At 46.1% G+C, this 14,530-nt stretch carries 14 protein-coding genes; 8 read left to right on the top strand and 6 right to left on the bottom strand.

The window, feature by feature from the left end:
- Window positions 1–193: 193 nt before the first annotated feature.
- The 6 genes from B7Y67_RS05760 to B7Y67_RS05735 all read left to right on the top strand — a co-directional run bounded on the left by B7Y67_RS05760 (window position 194) and on the right by B7Y67_RS05735 (window position 5,552).
- Complete coding sequence (locus tag B7Y67_RS05760) at window positions 194–2,659, top strand: penicillin acylase family protein (protein ID WP_293597806.1); 2,466 nt, start codon at window positions 194–196, stop codon at window positions 2,657–2,659.
- Window positions 2,660–2,730: 71 nt separating this feature from the next.
- Window positions 2,731–3,138, top strand: a complete 408-nt coding sequence (locus B7Y67_RS05755; RefSeq protein WP_293597805.1) for a surface-adhesin E family protein — start codon at window positions 2,731–2,733, stop codon at window positions 3,136–3,138.
- Complete coding sequence (locus B7Y67_RS05750; RefSeq protein ID WP_293597804.1) at window positions 3,119–3,550, top strand: hypothetical protein; 432 nt, start codon at window positions 3,119–3,121, stop codon at window positions 3,548–3,550. The genes B7Y67_RS05755 and B7Y67_RS05750 overlap by 20 nt, the downstream gene beginning before the upstream one ends.
- A 48-nt stretch (window positions 3,551–3,598) precedes the next feature.
- Complete coding sequence (gene purU / locus B7Y67_RS05745) at window positions 3,599–4,453, top strand: formyltetrahydrofolate deformylase (protein ID WP_293597803.1); 855 nt, start codon at window positions 3,599–3,601, stop codon at window positions 4,451–4,453.
- A 23-nt stretch (window positions 4,454–4,476) separates the two neighbouring features.
- Entirely contained in the window at window positions 4,477–4,830 is a 354-nt protein-coding gene (locus B7Y67_RS05740) for a CidA/LrgA family protein (protein ID WP_293597802.1), read from the top strand.
- On the top strand, window positions 4,827–5,552 hold the full coding sequence (locus B7Y67_RS05735) for an LrgB family protein (protein ID WP_293597801.1): 726 nt from the start codon (window positions 4,827–4,829) through the stop codon (window positions 5,550–5,552). Before B7Y67_RS05740 ends, B7Y67_RS05735 begins: the two co-directional genes overlap by 4 nt.
- 24 nt (window positions 5,553–5,576) lie before the next feature.
- On the opposite strand, the gene B7Y67_RS05730 is transcribed toward B7Y67_RS05735, so the two are convergent.
- The gene (locus tag B7Y67_RS05730; protein ID WP_293597800.1) at window positions 5,577–6,926 is read right to left on the bottom strand and encodes an aminotransferase class III-fold pyridoxal phosphate-dependent enzyme; all 1,350 of its coding nucleotides are present in this window, start codon (window positions 6,924–6,926) and stop codon (window positions 5,577–5,579) included.
- An 88-nt stretch (window positions 6,927–7,014) separates the two neighbouring features.
- Between B7Y67_RS05730 and B7Y67_RS05725 the strand changes: the two genes are divergently transcribed.
- Window positions 7,015–8,004 carry a tripartite tricarboxylate transporter substrate binding protein gene (locus B7Y67_RS05725; protein ID WP_293597799.1) on the top strand — a complete coding sequence of 330 codons (990 nt, stop codon included), beginning with the start codon at window positions 7,015–7,017 and terminating at the stop codon, window positions 8,002–8,004.
- A 47-nt stretch (window positions 8,005–8,051) separates the two neighbouring features.
- Window positions 8,052–9,641, top strand: a complete 1,590-nt coding sequence (locus tag B7Y67_RS05720) for a gamma-glutamyltransferase family protein (RefSeq protein WP_293597798.1) — start codon at window positions 8,052–8,054, stop codon at window positions 9,639–9,641.
- Between the two features lie 8 nt (window positions 9,642–9,649).
- Here B7Y67_RS05720 and B7Y67_RS05715 read toward each other — a convergent pair whose 3' ends face one another.
- Genes B7Y67_RS05715 through B7Y67_RS05695 form a run of 5 tightly spaced genes read right to left on the bottom strand, consistent with a single transcriptional unit; the run spans window position 9,650 to window position 14,310 of the window.
- Window positions 9,650–9,970, bottom strand: a complete 321-nt coding sequence (locus tag B7Y67_RS05715; RefSeq protein WP_293597807.1) for a type II toxin-antitoxin system PemK/MazF family toxin — start codon at window positions 9,968–9,970, stop codon at window positions 9,650–9,652.
- 5 nt (window positions 9,971–9,975) lie between these two features.
- Window positions 9,976–10,236, bottom strand: coding sequence for an AbrB/MazE/SpoVT family DNA-binding domain-containing protein (locus B7Y67_RS05710; protein WP_293597797.1), 261 nt, complete (start codon window positions 10,234–10,236; stop codon window positions 9,976–9,978).
- Window positions 10,237–10,287: 51 nt separating this feature from the next.
- Window positions 10,288–11,622 (bottom strand): ATP-dependent RecD-like DNA helicase, encoded by a 1,335-nt coding sequence (locus tag B7Y67_RS05705; RefSeq protein ID WP_293597796.1) that lies wholly within the window; start codon window positions 11,620–11,622, stop codon window positions 10,288–10,290.
- Window positions 11,623–11,679: 57 nt separating this feature from the next.
- Window positions 11,680–12,636, bottom strand: a complete 957-nt coding sequence (locus tag B7Y67_RS05700; protein ID WP_293597795.1) for a sensor domain-containing diguanylate cyclase — start codon at window positions 12,634–12,636, stop codon at window positions 11,680–11,682.
- 3 nt (window positions 12,637–12,639) lie between these two features.
- A complete protein-coding gene (locus B7Y67_RS05695) occupies window positions 12,640–14,310 on the bottom strand; it encodes an HD domain-containing phosphohydrolase (RefSeq protein WP_293597794.1) in 1,671 nt (556 codons plus the stop codon).
- Window positions 14,311–14,530: the final 220 nt, after the last annotated feature.

The raw sequence follows: 14,530 nt of genomic DNA, 5'->3' as shown, positions 1-14,530 counted from the left end.
GACTTTTTTGAGTCGGCAGATTTTAAATCTGCTGTGTCTACCGATTTCACCACTCGGGCTCGCACGAGCAATAAAGCCGTACTAAATAAATCAAGACAAGCAAAATTTTAGCATGCGGGAGCTATTGGAGGCGGGAAGTCTGCATTCACCTAGCGTAAGCTTGAAGCCAAAGCAAACCCACTAAACTATTCCCATGAAAGTATCTACGCTAAGTCCAGGTCTTAAAATCCTATTTAAAGCCATCTTTTGGCTTGGTTTTGGGGCATTGACATTAACTATCGCGGCTGGAGTCTTTTACTTACTTTCAGCTCAAACCAGCCCCTCGGGCAAGCGGCTTATTAAATCTTTAGGCGATTCAGTTGCCATCACCTTTGATGAAAGTGATATCCCCCATATTCAGGCAAAGAGCTCTACAGATGCCCTCTTTGCTTTGGGCTATTTGCATGCGAGCGAACGTTCCTGGCAAATGGAAATTAATCGCCGACTATCTAGCGGGCGACTCTCAGAAATCCTCGGAAAAGAAACGCTCGCAATTGATCGTTTTATTCGTACGCTAGGCATTAAACATGCTGCCGAAAAACAATTCGATCGTTACCCTATTGCTACCAAGCAATTGCTGCAATCCTATGCGGATGGTGTCAATGCTGGCAATGCTCACTTGGGTTGGGCGCTACCAGTTGAATACTTTTTAACCGGTTCCAAGCCAGAGCATTGGTCGCCCACTGATAGCGTGGCATGGATGTTGATGATGGCACTTGATCTTGGCGGTAACTGGCATAAAGAATTACAACGCCTTGAGCTCTCGCAATTCTTAACGACCAAGCAAGTATGGGAGGTGATGCCAGCATATACGCCAGGCGAGCCTGTAAGTAATGTTGACTTTGCCAAGATGTATCGAGATATCAATGTCTTTAACCCTAATCCACTCGCACGAGATCAAAAGTCCAAGAAACTGCCAGCAACTGAGCTGGCCATTAATGAAGTGCCAGGCGGAAAAGATGGCATGGGCTCAAACAATTGGGCACTTAGCGGGAAACTCACCACCTCTGGCAAGCCCTTACTGGCGAATGACCCACACCTAGGCTTATCAGCTCCGGCAATTTGGTATATAGCTCACCTGGAGGCCCCAGGACTTAATGTCATTGGCGCCACCCTCCCCGGCATTCCAGCGGTAGTACTAGGCCGAACCGATAAGTTCGCCTGGAGCTTCACCAATACGGGTCCCGATGTTCAGGATTTATATATTGAGCAGTTAGATCCGAAAAATCCCGGCACATATCGAGGTCCAGAGGGCCCGCTATCTTTTAAAGTTCGCCAAGAAATCATCGACATCAAAGGCGAGCCCCCTCTTCGCTTTTTGGTTAAAGAGACTCGACATGGTCCAGTGATCTCTGAATCTTATGCACGCGCAAAACGAGCCATTGATACCGATCGCTTTGCCCTGGCATTACGCTGGACTGCGCTAGATGTTGAAAACCAGTCTGTTGCTGGCTTGCTAGAGATGAATCACGCCAAAGATTTGGATACATTCAAACAAGCGCTACGCAAAAACTATGCCCCAATGCAAAACGTTGTCATGGCGGATGTCGATGGAAACATCTCTCTTCAGGCGGCCGGTGTTGCACCCAAGCGCACCTTGCACCAAGGTTTATATGGTGTAGCGCCAGCCTTAGGCTGGGAGATGCAGTATGACTGGGCTGGGTATATCCCATTTGATCAGCTACCAAGCAGCAATAACCCAGATACAAACTGGATCGCCACAGCCAACCAAAAAATATTAGCCAGCAATGATCCAAACCCACTCACTGGTGACTGGGATTTACCAACACGCTACGACCGAATTGTGGAATTGATTAAAGGCAAGTCAGTGCACGATCTCACCTCCATGAAATCCATGCAAGCAGATACCCTGTCTTTGGGTGCTACACCATTATTGGAGTTATTTAAATCCACCCAATCAAAACATCCTTTGGCACAACAAGCTATTGAGCTCAGCAGAAATTTTGATGGCGATATGAAAATTGATAGTACTGGTGCGCTCATATTTAATGCCTGGGCTGATCAACTCTCACGCAAACTCTTTTCACGCCTAGGTTATTTATTTACGGAAAATTATGGTGCACGGAATTTTAGGCACCCCTTAATATTGCAATTGCAAAATCCCAATAGCCCATGGTGCAATGATCCGCAAACTGAACAAATTGAAAGCTGTGCCGATGCTTCAAATGCAGCATTTGATAACGCACTTGAACAACTGAGCGCGCAATTTGGCAATAATCCTAAAAATTGGACATGGGGTAATGCGCACATGGCAGTCTCTGAGCACCGTCCATTAAGCAAGGTGCCACTCCTTGGCAGCCTCTTTAATTTGACGCAAGCTTTTTCCGGCGATAGCTTTAGCATCAACGTAGGGCGTCTTGAACTCCTGAGAGCTGATAACCCTTTTGAAACTAAGCAGGCTCCCAGCCTTCGAACCCTCTTTGATCTCTCTGACTTAGAACAGTCCCTATTTATTTATCAGTCTGGACAGTCTGGCTGGGTGCAGAACAAGCTCTACCGCAATATGAGCGGGCTTTGGGCTCGCAATGAATATCTTCCCCTGCAAATGAAGCCTTCAAAGATCAATCGACAATTAGATCTGAATATTAAGGAGAAATAAGCTAGGGAGTTTAGAATAGAATTTACAGGCCCAGTTCGGGTTTAACCGATTGAGAAACAACGCTATTTATTATGAAAAAAATACACGCACTTACTATTTTTACTGCCCTCTCCTTATTGCCTTTCTCCAGCAGCTTCGCTGAGTGGAAAGAATTGGGATCTAATGAGCTCATGGTAGTTTATGTAGACCTCGATACCATTAGTGCGTCCGGCGAAAAAGCGCAAATTATGTCGATGCTGGATTTTAAAAAGCCTGGCGTGAATCCAAAAACGAAGCAGCCGGTTAGCTCAATCATTGGGATTAATGAATACAACTGCCCAGCCCTTAGCTATCGCCCAATCGAATACAAAGAGTTTGCCGGTAATAAAGGTAGCGGCAAAGTAGTTTCCGATAACAAAACTCCTAGTAGTGAGTTTGAGCCTGTCGTGAACGAGTCTTGGACCGCAGGAGTATTTAACGTTGTCTGCAAGCGTAAATAAACAGCGTATTTTGACTTCCCATCTAAGCAGATCAAACCCATCGGGTTGGTCTGCTTTTTGCATTTATTGGGGTCTGATTATTGGGAGTATTTTTCTCTGCCTCAATTTAACTGGTTGCGCAGCCCCCTTGCTTGCCCTAGGCAGCTCAGCAACCAGCGTAGCAAGCTCTGCTGGCACCGCAGCCGTTTCCGTGGCAGCAGCCAACCCTTCGACTGCAGCAAGCGCCATCTCCACTGCCACTACCGGAAAATCCCCTTTAGAGCACGCGGCTTCCGCAGCAACCAAGCAAGATTGCAACTTCCTCAATGCCCTAGGGCCTAAGCCCATTTGCAGCGATATTCCCGTTCCGACTATCAAAGATATGAGTGAGCCTTATCCAGGCCCAGCAGATAGCCTGACCACTTCTAAATAAGCAGTCTAAAATTACGCCTAATCAGCATTCTTTACCCTTATTAAAGCCATGACTACAGAAAATTACTACCTCACACTCACCTGCCCCAATCGACCAGGCATTGTTGCCGCAGTTTCAACGTACATCTTTGAATTGGGCGGCGATATTGAAGAGGCTCAGCAATTCGATGACAAGGCTTCTAAACGCTTCTTTATGCGTGTGAGCTTTAGCTGCAGTGCTGACAGCAAAACTTTGAGAGCTGGCTTTGTAGAAATCGCTAAACGTTTTGATCTTACTTGGGGCTTACGTGCAGTGAAGGATTTAAAACGTGTATTGATCATGGCATCTAAGCTAGATCATTGCCTAGTGGATCTTCTCTACCGCTGGCGTATCGGTGAATTGCCGATGATCATTTGTGGAATCGTTTCAAACCACCCGCGCGAGCTTTACTCCAGCATTGATTTTGCCGATATTCCGTTTTATCACCTCCCCGTAACAGCAGAGACTAAGCCGGCACAAGAAGCCAAACTTTTAGAGATTGTTGCTGATTCAAAAGTAGATATGGTCATTTTGGCCCGCTATATGCAAATTCTCTCGGATGACTTATCGACTAAGTTATCTGGACGCTGCATCAATGTTCACCATTCTTTCTTACCAAGCTTTAAGGGCGCCAAGCCTTACCATCAGGCTCATGCCCGCGGCATCAAGTTGATTGGCGCTACTGCACACTTTGTTACCAGCGATCTGGATGAAGGCCCCATCATTGAGCAAGATGTGACTCGTGTTACTCATGGTGATACGCCTGAGGACTTGGTTCGTAAAGGTCGTGATTTAGAGCGCACTGTCCTATCACGTGCTCTACGCTACTACTTGCATGACCGTGTCTTAATTAACGGCGCAACCTCCGTAGTATTCTCCGATTGAGTTGAGTCTCTGAGGCCCCATTCATGATCTCCGGCCTCGTCCAAATTCTTTTATTCCAAAGCTTTGGCGAACTTGTATCAAAGTTCGCCTTACCTACCCTGCCTGGTCCCGTTATCGGATTGGTTCTACTCATTGTCTGGCTAGTACTGCGCAAGGGAATCAATCATGAGCTCGCCATGGTGGCAGATGGCTTTAGCCAGTATCTTGGGCTCTTATTTGTTCCAGCAGCAGTAGGTGTAGTGCTCTTTCTACCCCAACTTAAAGCCAATGCACTCGCGATTGTGAGCGCTTTAGTTGGTAGCGTCATTTTGACAATTGCCACTAGCGCGATCGTTGTCCGCTTTTTGAGCGCAAAGCCAAAAGAGGTGGATGAATGAGTGAAAAACACTCCATCGTCGAGATATGGGTTTACTTATCGGGCAGCCCGTTATTTGCCCTGTTTATTACCTTGGCCGCCTATCAAATTGGCCTATCGATTTATAAAGCTACAAAACAGAATCCTTTGGCCAATCCCGTAGCAATTGCGATCATCTTGGTGGCTAGCATAATTCAATTTATTGAGATGCCCTATTCCACCTACTTTGAAGGTGCGCAGTTTATTCATTTCTTATTGGGCTCAGCAACCGTCTCGTTGGCTATTCCGATTTATAGAGGCTTGAGTAGCTTAAAGGGTCGATCCCTTCCTTTGCTAGCGTCCTTGCTTGCAGGGGGTCTAGTATCAATCATCAGCGCAGTCAATATCGCTAAATTATTCGGGGCTGACTCTAGCATCACCGGAGCGATGTATCCCAAGTCTGTAACTGCGCCAATCGCCATGGGTATTGCTGAGCGTATTGGCGTATCCCCAACCCTGACTGCCATCTTTGCCGTTACTACCGGAATTCTGGGAGCCATTTTGGCCCCCTTCATTCTGAATGCTCTGGGAATGAAAGCGTGGTGGCAGCGTGGTTTTGCAATTGGTATCGGTGCACATGGTATTGGGACATCACGTGCATTTAGTATTCACCCAGAGGCTGGGACTTATGCCAGTCTAGCGATGGGAATGAATGGGGTGATTAGCGCGGTAGCCATCCCCATTCTGTATCACCTATTTAATTAAAGTCCCGCTGACTGCTTGATGGCGTTAAGTGATCTTCATCACATCATCAATCGCATCGCTTAATACGCTTACTAAAAACTCTACCTCTGCAGGTGTTGAAATAAACGGAGGACCGACTGCAATCGTATCGTTCGTAATTCGTACCAATGCGCCTCTTTCAATGCAGGCCTCCAAGGTCTTCATTGCTCTCAATCCGGGCTTCCCAGCAATCGGAACCAAGTCAACCGCACCAGACAGACCAAAGTTACGAATATCCAGTAAGCCCGTTTTCCCCTTGAGGGCATGCAAAGAGTTTTCCAAGACGGGTTCAAGGGCTATAGCACGATTCACCAGATCATCAGACTCAAAAATATCCAACACTGCATGGGCAGCAGCCGTTGGAATTGGATGGCCTGAATAAGTGTAGCCATGGAAGAATTCAATGGCCTGCTCTTGTCCGCCTTGCGACATGATGGCATCGTAAATATCTCCGCGCACCAATACACCTCCCATTGGAATTACACCATTGGTAATGGCTTTAGCAAAGGTAATCATGTCGGGAGTTACGCCAAATCGATCTGCACCAAAGTTTGCACCTAAGCGACCAAAGCCCGTAATGACTTCATCAAAGATTAGTAAGATGCCATGCTTTGTGCAAATATCCCGAATCTTTTGCAAATAGCCTTGTGGCGGAACAATCACCCCCGTCGAGCCCTGTACTGGCTCCAAAATAACTGCAGCAATCGTATTAGCGTCATGCAAAGTGACGATATTTTCCAGCTCATCAGCTAAGTGCGCACCCCAAGTAGGCTGCCCTTTGGAGAAAGCCATTTGAGAAAGGTTAAAAGTATGCGGGAGATGATCAACTCCATTCATCATCATATTGGCGAATGCTTTGCGGTTAGCAACAATCCCGCCAACAGAAATGCCACCGATACCAACACCATGGTAGGCGCGCTCGCGACCAATCATGCGAAAGCGAGATGCATTCCCCATTGATCGGTGGTACGCAATCGCAATCTTGAGGGCGGTATCCACTGCTTCAGATCCCGAATTAGTGAAGAAGACCTTATCTAAACCTGCTGGCGCCATCTCAACAATGCGACTTGCTAAAGTGAAAGTAGCCTCACTTGCCATTTGAAATGCAGGGCAGTAATCCATACTCTCATACTGTTTTTGAATGGCTGCACCAATACGTGGATCGCCATGCCCCAATGGGGAGCACCACAGCCCTGAAAGACCATCAAACAACTTTCGACCATGATCGTCAAAGTAGTAAGCTCCTTTAGCGGACTGCATGACTTTTGGATTTTGGTGAAAGTAGCGATTAGGTGTGTATGGCAGCCAATAGGCCGACATATCAATCGCGCTAGGATTTTTTGTAGCTGCTGTCATGTTTGTCTCGATGTTATTTGTAATTTGCCTCACACCTTAGGGTGAGTTTTCTAATACTATATTACTCATTAACTAACTGGATACTGAAATGAATACTTTACGTTGCCTCTCAAAAACATTCTTCGGACTCTTGCTGCTCAGCAGCTTATCTGGGCAGGTCATGTCAGCACCGGATACGGATTGGCCTAAAAAACCTGTTGTTGCCATTCTGTCATTCCCTCCGGGCGGTTCTACTGATGTATTTGCACGTGCAGTAGCAATCCCACTTGGTGAGGCACTTGGACAGCCTGTTGTGATTGAAAACAAACCCGGTGCTGGTGGGATGATTGGCTTAAGTGCCGCTGCCAAGGCTGCTCCAGATGGGTATACGATTCATATTAGCGCCATGACTAATCAGTCTATTTCGCAGGCCATCTTCAAAAATCCTCCTGCAGATTTGACAAAAGATTTTGCGCCTGTTGCTCTTATTGGTACCGTACCCCATTTAATCGTGATTAATCCTTCGGTGCCGGCTAAGAATTTACCCGAACTCATTGCCTTTATTAAATCTAAAAAAGGTGACTTTAATTACGCTTCACAGGGTAACGGCAGCCTCTCTCACCTAGAGTCAACTTTGTTCATGCAACGGATTGGGGCAACTGGCACTCATATTCCATACAAAGGCAGCTCTTTCGCATTACCAGATTTAATTGCTGGCAATACCCTCATGATGTTTGATAGCGTCACTGCATCTTTGCCCCATATTCAGAGTGGTAAGTTACGCCCAATCGCTATTGCTGCTAGCGATCGTTCACCACTCATGCCAAATGTGCCCACCCTTGGTCAAGACGGTATGAAGCAATTTGATGTTGAAAACTTTTATGCAATCTATGCTCCAAAAGGAACGCCTCCAGCAATCATTACAAAGCTGGAAGGAGAAATCCGTAAGATCCTCGCTAACCCCGACTTCAAAGCACGTCTTGCTACCCAAGGAATTCATCCGCAATTCGCAAACTCTGAACAATTAACAGCAATCACCCAGAGCGAACATGACAAGTGGGCAAAAGCAGTTAAGGCAGCAAACGTTAAAATTGATTAATTGCTCATTAGTTTTGCGCACACCCATTTATTGAATAGATTAGACCCATGTTGATATCACCCCCTTATGGTGGCGGCCGCGCCCCAGTTTTAGCCAAGAATGCCGTTGCAAGTTCTCAGCCATTAGCCACACAGGCTGGGATTGAGGCCTTGCAAAACGGTGGCAATGCTGTAGACGCGGCACTTGCTACCGCAATCACCCTTACTGTGGTTGAACCCACTATGAATGGCTTAGGTGGCGATGGCTTTGCATTAATTTGGGATGGCAAAAAACTGCATGGCATGAATGCCTCGGGGCGCGCTCCTGCAGCCTGGACTCCAGAGTATTTTTCCGGCAAGGCGGCAATGGATTTGATTGGCTGGAATACCGTAACAGTGCCAGGCATGGTTTCGGGATGGATTGAGTTATCTCGCAAATTTGGCAAGCTGCCTTTTGCACAACTCTTCAAGCGCGCTATTGACTATGCAGAGAATGGCTTTCCTGTCTCGCCGGTGATTGCTCGCCAATGGCGCGAAGCGATTCCGATTCTCAAAAATCAGGCTGGCTTTAGTGATTCATTTTTGATTGAAGGCAAGTCTCCTGCTGCAGGTCAAATCTGGCGTTACCCCGCTCAAGCTAAAACACTCCGTGAGATCGCGGATAGTGAAGGTGAGTCTTTTTACACTGGGAAGCTAGCCCAAAGTATGGTCGACTTTGCTCAAAGCACTGGAGGCTGCTTCACAATGGCAGACTTTGCCAACAATCAAACCGAATGGGTTGAGCCTTTAGCATTTGATTATGGTGACTACACTTTGCATGAGATTCCTCCGAATGGTTCAGGCATCGTTGCTCAGATGGCGCTCGGTATTTTGCAAGCGGCCAACGTAAAGCAATACCCAGCCAACTCTGCGCAGCGCATTCATCTGCAAGTAGAGGCGATGCGAATTGCCTTTGCCGATGCTTACGCTCACGTATCGGATCCCAGCACGATGAAGGTAGCAACAAGCGCCCTGCTGGATAGAGACTATTTGGCAAGCCGTGCTGCACTCATCAATCACAATCAAGCAGGTAGCTATGGTGATGGAGATCCACATGCTGGTGGCACCGTTTATCTCTGCGCCGCTGATGAATCCGGCATGATGATTTCCTATATTCAGTCGAACTTCAAAGGCTTTGGTTCTGGAGTAGTTTCCCCCGGTGGTATTGCATTCCATAACCGCGGCATGAGCTTTAGCTTGGTGGAGGGCCACCCCAATCAAGTAGCACCAGGTAAGCGCCCTTTCCACACGATCATTCCGGCATTCCTAACGAAGGGTGACCAACCTGCCATGGCGTTTGGCGTGATGGGTGGCAATATGCAGCCACAAGGACATATCCAGTTTGTCATGCGCTTTGTTGATGAGTATCTCAATCCACAAACATGCTCAGATGCACCGCGCTGGAGAATTGATGATGTGGGCAAGTTGACTGTTGAATCCTCTATGCCAACTGCAGTAGTCGAGGGACTAAAAGCAATGGGGCATGAAGTGACTGTGATGCCAGCCAATAGCCTGGACTTTGGTAGTGCTCAAGCGATTGCGCTATTGGGCGAAGAAACTAAAGATGCTTATATTGCTGGTAGCGATCATCGTCGCGATGGATTGGCAGCAGGCTTCTAGTCTTACAACTAAAGTGTAAAAGTTGCCTGCAAAATATCGAGGCTAATCCCCAACGTTTTATTGTTGACCACCCCCAATCGCTTGACTAGGCGCGTCTTATCGATAGTGCGAATTTGATCTAAGAGCACTAAACCTTTTTTACCATCATGCGTAATTGGCACACGATAGGATGCTGACCTACCTTTTGTAGTCATTGGCGCAATAATGACAGTTCGCAAAAAGTCATGCATCTCCTGTGGAGATACAACAACGCATGGTCGAGTCTTTTTAATCTCACTGCCCATAGTTGGATCTAGATTAATTAGCCAAATATCTCCGCGTGAAACGATACTTTTTACCAAACCCAATCCTCGTCATTCTCATTCATAAAGTCGCCCAACACTAATCCATCTTCACCAGCCTCGGCAATTGCTTTTGACTCCTCAGCCCAACCTTCACGGGGATTTTTTTTGGGTTTACTTAAGACAAGTTTGTCGCCCTCAATCACCAAATCAGCGTGATCATCAAAACCTACCTGCTCAAGAATAGCTTTAGGAATAACCACTCCACGAGAGTTCCCAATTTGACGAATTTGTAGATGCAACTGCTTTTTCATAGTAATAACAATGTTATAACTAGATTATTAAAAAGTCAAGGTGGGGAAAGTCTAGCTTGGCAGGCAGTTGAGGTAGAAACGCTTCACCTCTTGGTCACAGCTCACATCTTTTGGCTGTATAGGTCGCTCTAGGGTAATGCCCTCAATGGAGGTGCAACGGCTTAGTGCGACATAGACCTGTCCTGATGCAAAGGCTCCCGAAGAGAGGTCTACCTTGATCTTATCTAGCGTCTTGCCTTGACTCTTATGAATAGTGACAGCCCAAGCTAACATCAATGGGATTTGTACAAAGGTGCCAATAATGTTTGGTGAAATCTTCCCAGACATCATGTCGTGGTCGTAGCGATAGGACTCCCACTGGTGCCCTTTGACTTCAACTGTATTTGAGTAAGGTCCGTTCTGCACTATCACCTTCACGGTATTGGGCAGTAACTCACGCACTACCCCGATCGTGCCATTCACCCAGCGCTTGGGGAAATTGCTATCGGTCGCCGTAAACATGACCTTTGCACCGACCTTAAGGGTCAGATGATTTGGCGACGGCAGATTACGATCATCCACGTTGAACTTGCCAGTGCTATTGCCAGTGTAGACCTTGGTATCCGTTGTTAGTGCTCTTAAGCCTGCGCCATTAATTTGATCTGCGCGCGCGTTGGTCGTAGTCAAGGTGATGGTCTGCTCATCAGCCTCTTTTTTGGTTTCGTAGCAAACTGCATTGAGGGTATCCAGTGCTTCATCAATATCTTGATTAATGCGGATTTGATTGAGTAGGCCCGCAAAGTGCACATCCTTCTGGCGGAAGATCTTGGACAGTTCCACCATCGTGACATCCTTACGATGTAGCGCATTAGCGCAAAAGAAGTAAGGGCCTTCGTAACCTCGCTCAGAAAGTACTTGCATATCCGCTTGAGATACAACCGGAGGCAACTGAAATAAGTCACCTACAAACATCACCTGTATGCCACCAAAGGATTCACTCTTATGGGGTCCGTTAGCACGTAGGAATAGATCAATTGCATCCACTACGTCTACCCTCACCATCGAGATCTCATCAATGATTAGTAGACGAATATCTTTATAGAGACGTTTATCTTTTAAGGGCTTGATATCTTCCTCTGGAAAGATCAAGCGAGGTGGCAAGCGAAAGAAAGAGTGAATCGTGACACCCTTCACCTGCAATGCGGCCACACCAGTTGGTGCAACTACCACTACGTTGCCAGGAATATTCTCGCGCAGATAGCCAATTAAGGTTGTCTTACCAGTGCCCGCTTTACCGCTAACAAAGACATAAGGGTCATGACGCTCGATAGCGTCGATTACGTCCTGGTATTCAGGGGTGATTTCAATATCGGAAACTGAGGGAGCGATCTCTGTACTCATAGGCATGGGGAACTATACTCCACCAAGAATTCAAGCGGCTAATGGCTAGTCAAATTAGCCTGACTAGCCCAGCAAATCTACTCGATTGCCGCCCAGCCTTTTAGCTCGGTACATCGACATATCAGCCAACTTCAGAACGTGCTCTGGCGTATCTGTCTCATCGAAAAATACCTTACAGCCAATACTTGCGCTAGAAAGATGCTCAATAATCTTACCCTCAAACCCCAATTGATAGGGCTCAATCAGGGCAGTTAAGATTTTCTCTGCAATAATTTTTACTTGTTCCAAGGCACTGTCTAAATCAGCACTAATCTCAGGTAAAACAATAACAAATTCGTCTCCGCCAAATCGCGCTACAGTGTCACTTTCGCGGATGCAAGATTGCATGCGACGAGCGCTTTCATTCAATAAAATATCGCCCACATGGTGACCATACTGGTCGTTAAGCTCTTTCAGCTTATCTAGATCTACAAACAATATGGCACCGTAGCGCTTACTGCGTTTGCTCACTGACATGGCGAATTTAATGCGGTCCATTAATAGATATCGATTCGGCAACCCCGTCAGATAATCATATAAGGCCAACTTTTGAACTTGATTCTCAAGCTGTTTGCGCTCCAACACGATGCTCACCAGATTCGAAGCCACTTCGATTTCCGCAATCTCTTCAATACTCGGTTGATGAGTCTCTTTACGATAAGTGGCAAAGGTTCCTAAAATTTCTCCTTTAGACGAGTAGACAGGATGAGACCAGCAAGATTTAAATCCAGTTTTATCAATAAGCGGTTTTGCTAACTCCCAGTTAGGATGAGTCTCCAAGTCTTCCGCAATCGAATTTTGTCCAGTTGCAACCGCATCTCCACAGCAACCCACTCCAGGACCAACAGAGAGAGATTCAACCGCCTCATTAAAGTAGCGCGGGATTCTAGGGGCAGCTCCAACTGTGAAGCTCTTCTTATCCTCATTGAGGAGAAGAATGCTGCAAAAAGTATTCGGATAACTTCTCTCTACATCAGACACAATTTAAAATAAAGCCACTTCTGTAGGACTATTTTTTGCCAATAGCTCCAAAACAGCATTGCGTGCTGCCTCTTGTTTTTGAACCTTCTGCTTGATGGTGATATCTTCAATAATTCCCCATACCATTTTTCGACCATCAGCATCATTGAGAGCAAAGCCTCTCAATGAAATCGGAAAGCGTGAGCCATTCTTGCGGATATATTCTTTTTGGTTGGGCCCAAAAAAACCTTTTTGATTTAATTGCTCAATCTGAGCACGCTCCTGAGCAGCATATTCGGTGGGAGTGATATCCCAAAATGAGAGCTTTAAAAAATCATCCTTACTGTATCCGGTGTACTCTAATAAGGCTGAGTTCACTTCTAAAAATTCACCAGTGCCATGATCAATTAAGGCCATACCAATTGGGGAATACTCAAATAGCACCTGAAATTTTTCCTCAGAGCGGCGTAACTTATGCTCACTAGCTTGACTAAGCTCACTAAAGACCTTGAATTCAGATTGATCGTCTTTGTATTTTTGTGCGATTTCTTGAAAAGCGTCTTTTTCAGCCATGAATGCATCAACCACTAAAGGGTCAAAGTGTGCCCCCTTTTTGTTTAGTATTTCTTGAACAGCATCCCCATGCTCCCATCCGGACTTATAGACTCGCTCGCTCACTAGGGCATCGTACATATCAGCCAAAGCCATGATGCGTGCTGACAATGGTATGCCCCGCCCTGCCAAGCCCTTTGGGTAGCCTTGACCATCCCAGCGCTCATGGTGAGAGCCTGCGATATCAATTGCCATCTTAATGACATCATCTTCCTCAACTTCTTCATCAAGCTGTGCTTTTGCAGATGAGAGAACATATTCACCAATCGTGGTGTGGGTTTTCATAATGCCCCACTCATCTTTATTGAGTGAACCCTCTTTATAGAGGATATGGTCTGGTATTCCAACTTTGCCGATGTCGTGCAGTGGTGCTGCCTTGTAGAGGCAATCAATCATCTGATCATTTAGAGTCTCAGGAAAATGGCCACTTTTTTTCAAACGTTCCGCCAAAATCCTGACATAGCCTTGTGTGCGAACGATATGGCTTCCAGTTTCATTATCGCGAGCCAATGCCAAGGCATTCAAACTAGAAAGCATCTTCAGTTCAGCATTAGAAGACTTCCTCTCCTCCTTCTTCCAGAGGCGCTCGAGCAAAATATTACTAATTGCAATATACACAAGCAAATTAGATGCAAGCCCAATACCTCGAAGTAGTGCCGGAAGCTCACTCTCCTGAAAGACGGTGATCGCGTTTGACTCCATCTGACTAGAAACATAAATGCGCAAAACTAGCATACTGATTTGGAAGATAAATGCCAACCCAAGCACATAGAAATGTCGGGTCTTATTACTTCTTGACTGAATGAGTACTTCTATCAAGCCCCATAAATTGATAGCCGAAATAACACTCACCATCAACAGCACACGTGCATCAAAAGAGCTGGCTTGGCGCATGAACTCAAAGAACGCTAGAAAAGTGGCAAACCAAAACCAATACAACCAAACAGGTATCAGCGCTTGTGGAATGCGCCAAGAACGAATAAATAGAATGGTAGCTAAGCCAGAAAATACAAGTGCAGTATTGCCTAAGGATAGAAAATACTGAGGGTTAAATCCAGCAGCAAAAAAACAGAGGCTGGACACCACCATTAATGTCAGGGAAGTTGGCCAATATAAATAAGAGTAGAGCCTCCCTTTTGGGTTCTTTCCGGAAAATGCTCCTAAGCAGATAATAAAAACAATTACCCCGTAAGACAGATAAAAGAGTTGGTTGAAGATCTCCATATGGTTTTTAGAATTCTGTCTTTATTAACCGGTTAATGCTCTTTAGAGCGCAATAAACTAACGCTTACATACAAAACAA

The sequence above is a fragment of the Polynucleobacter sp. 35-46-11 genome (genome assembly GCF_002281105.1).
This window is presented reverse-complemented; position numbering and strand designations above follow the sequence as displayed.

What these genes read in the sequence shown, in the direction of transcription:
- B7Y67_RS05760 (WP_293597806.1), top strand. Translation starts at nt 194, where the DNA reads ATGAAAGTATCTACGCTAAGTCCAGGTCTTAAAATCCTATTTAAAGCC.
- B7Y67_RS05755 (WP_293597805.1), top strand. Translation starts at nt 2,731, where the DNA reads ATGAAAAAAATACACGCACTTACTATTTTTACTGCCCTCTCCTTATTG.
- purU (WP_293597803.1), top strand. Translation starts at nt 3,599, where the DNA reads ATGACTACAGAAAATTACTACCTCACACTCACCTGCCCCAATCGACCA.
- B7Y67_RS05740 (WP_293597802.1), top strand. Translation starts at nt 4,477, where the DNA reads ATGATCTCCGGCCTCGTCCAAATTCTTTTATTCCAAAGCTTTGGCGAA.
- B7Y67_RS05735 (WP_293597801.1), top strand. Translation starts at nt 4,827, where the DNA reads ATGAGTGAAAAACACTCCATCGTCGAGATATGGGTTTACTTATCGGGC.
- B7Y67_RS05730 (WP_293597800.1), bottom strand. Translation starts at nt 6,926, where the DNA reads ATGACAGCAGCTACAAAAAATCCTAGCGCGATTGATATGTCGGCCTAT.
- B7Y67_RS05725 (WP_293597799.1), top strand. Translation starts at nt 7,015, where the DNA reads ATGAATACTTTACGTTGCCTCTCAAAAACATTCTTCGGACTCTTGCTG.
- B7Y67_RS05720 (WP_293597798.1), top strand. Translation starts at nt 8,052, where the DNA reads ATGTTGATATCACCCCCTTATGGTGGCGGCCGCGCCCCAGTTTTAGCC.
- B7Y67_RS05710 (WP_293597797.1), bottom strand. Translation starts at nt 10,236, where the DNA reads ATGAAAAAGCAGTTGCATCTACAAATTCGTCAAATTGGGAACTCTCGT.
- B7Y67_RS05705 (WP_293597796.1), bottom strand. Translation starts at nt 11,622, where the DNA reads ATGCCTATGAGTACAGAGATCGCTCCCTCAGTTTCCGATATTGAAATC.